This is a genomic window from Clostridium puniceum (assembly GCF_002006345.1).
GTDB lineage: Bacteria > Bacillota > Clostridia > Clostridiales > Clostridiaceae > Clostridium > Clostridium puniceum.
The window spans coordinates 1-1,984 of record NZ_LZZM01000079.1 but is presented as its reverse complement, the minus strand read 5'-3'; the positions used below and the strand labels follow the sequence as shown (position 1 = coordinate 1,984).

Sequence of the window (1,984 nt, the reverse complement as noted above, 5' to 3'; positions counted from 1 at the left end):
CTTCAAACAATTCCTGTATTGTTTTTTCTGATGATATTTCTTTATTCTTATTAAATTCATTTAGCAGTTTGTTTTTTTCTTCCACGCTTATCATATCCAATTCAGATAACTTAACACTTGGATTTAACGATATAGAATTTAACAGGTTATATAAATTATCCCTTATTAACTTTATAATTTCTTTACTATATACGTTACCGTTATAGGTTATTTTTATACTTAATTCATCACCTGGTATTATAATAATTCCCAAATCATAGTTAGTCTGTTCAAAGTTCTCAAAAGCTGTAACATTAACTTTTGATTTTTTATTATCAGAATTCATAACGATCTCGTCCATAGGATAATTTTCATATACAACAATATGATTTATAAGCTTATTTTTTATATCTGTTAAAGATTGAACTTCAGCGAGTGAACAATAATTATATATATTAGCTTCAATAAAATCTTCATTTAGTTTCTTTGCTAAGTCTTTAAATTCTGTATTACGCTCTCCTTTTATTCTTACAGACACTGTATTTATAAATAGACCTACCATTTTTTCTATATCTTTAACTTCACTTGGTCTTCCAGAGATTACAGAACCAAATACTACATCATTAGTATTATTATATTTTTGGAGCAATATTCCCCAGGCAGCTTGAATAACTGAATTTATTGTTATATTATTTGTCTCTGCTAGCCCTTTTAATTTTGATGTCATCGTCTTTTCTAATATAATAATTTCTTCTTTATTGTCAAAGCTATCTGATTTTTTATTTAACATAGGAAGTGCTGCTTCTTGTTTATACTCATTTAAGTATGACTTCCAATATTCTAGCGCTTCAGATTTATCCTGTTTATCAAGCCATTCTAGATATTTGCTGTAAGGTTCAGTTTTCTCAAAAACTATTTTTTCTCCTATACATAATGCTTTATACATATCAATTGCTTCCTGCATTATTATACCTGTACACCAGCCATCCATAATTAAATGATGGAAGCTGTATATTAGCTTATAACTGTTATCTTCCACCTTTATTACCGATACTCTTATTAAACAATCCTTCGTTAAATCAAAACCTCTATCTCTATCTGTTTTCTTAAATTCTTCGATATATTCTTGTTTCTTTTCTTCATTAAAGTTGCTTATATCTTCATAATTCACAACTATTTCTCTTTTTCTTAAAACTGCCTGCTTAGGTTTGCTTATATCGTCATAGAAAAATGCTGTTCTTAATATCTCATGCTTCTCTATAAGACTATTTATTGAATCTTTTAATATTTCTACATTTAGCATACCTTCTAATGCAAGTACACTTTGTTCAAAATATGCATGAGAGTTCTTATCAAACATTAAACTATACAGCATACCTTCTTGCATTGGTGCAAGAGAGTGAATTCTTTCTATATCTCTTTCATAAGATAATATTTTATTTAAATCTTCTATGCTCAGCTCACTATCGCCATAATCCCAAGGTGTTTTTTGCATTTCTTTCTTACTTTCACAATGCTCTATGACTTTAATAGTGTTGGCCTTATATGCTTGTAACAGGCTAACTATTGTCTCTTCCTTATATTCCTCAATGCTATAATTAAAAAATAATTCGAGCTTTCCTTCTGAAACAAGTCCATTTATTTCTATAGAATTTGTTTTCTTATTTTCAAGTGAAACAGTCATACCACCTGTCAATTCAGAGTACTTAAACATATGATTACTTTCTTTTTGACTAAGTTCCCCAAGATAATTAAAGATTATCTCCGGCTCTTTTTCAAAACAGCTGCAATTCTTATGTTGTTTACTTGTCAAATATTTTAGTAATCCATATCCAATACCATTGTTAGGTATATGCCTTAAAGTTTCTTTGGTATATTGAATAGCATAGGATATATCTTCACTATAAGTCATATCTAGAATTACTGGATACATAGATGTGAACCAACCTATTGTTCTATCTATAGAAACATCTTTTATAATTTCTTCTCTTCCATTACCTTCTAG

Annotated in this window: 1 protein-coding gene; it reads right to left on the bottom strand. The window is 28.5% G+C overall.

All coding sequences use genetic code 11. From position 1 onward, the window contains the following. On the bottom strand, positions 1-1,984 hold a 1,984-nt coding region (locus CLPUN_RS06225; RefSeq protein WP_242954059.1), incomplete at both ends, for a condensation domain-containing protein.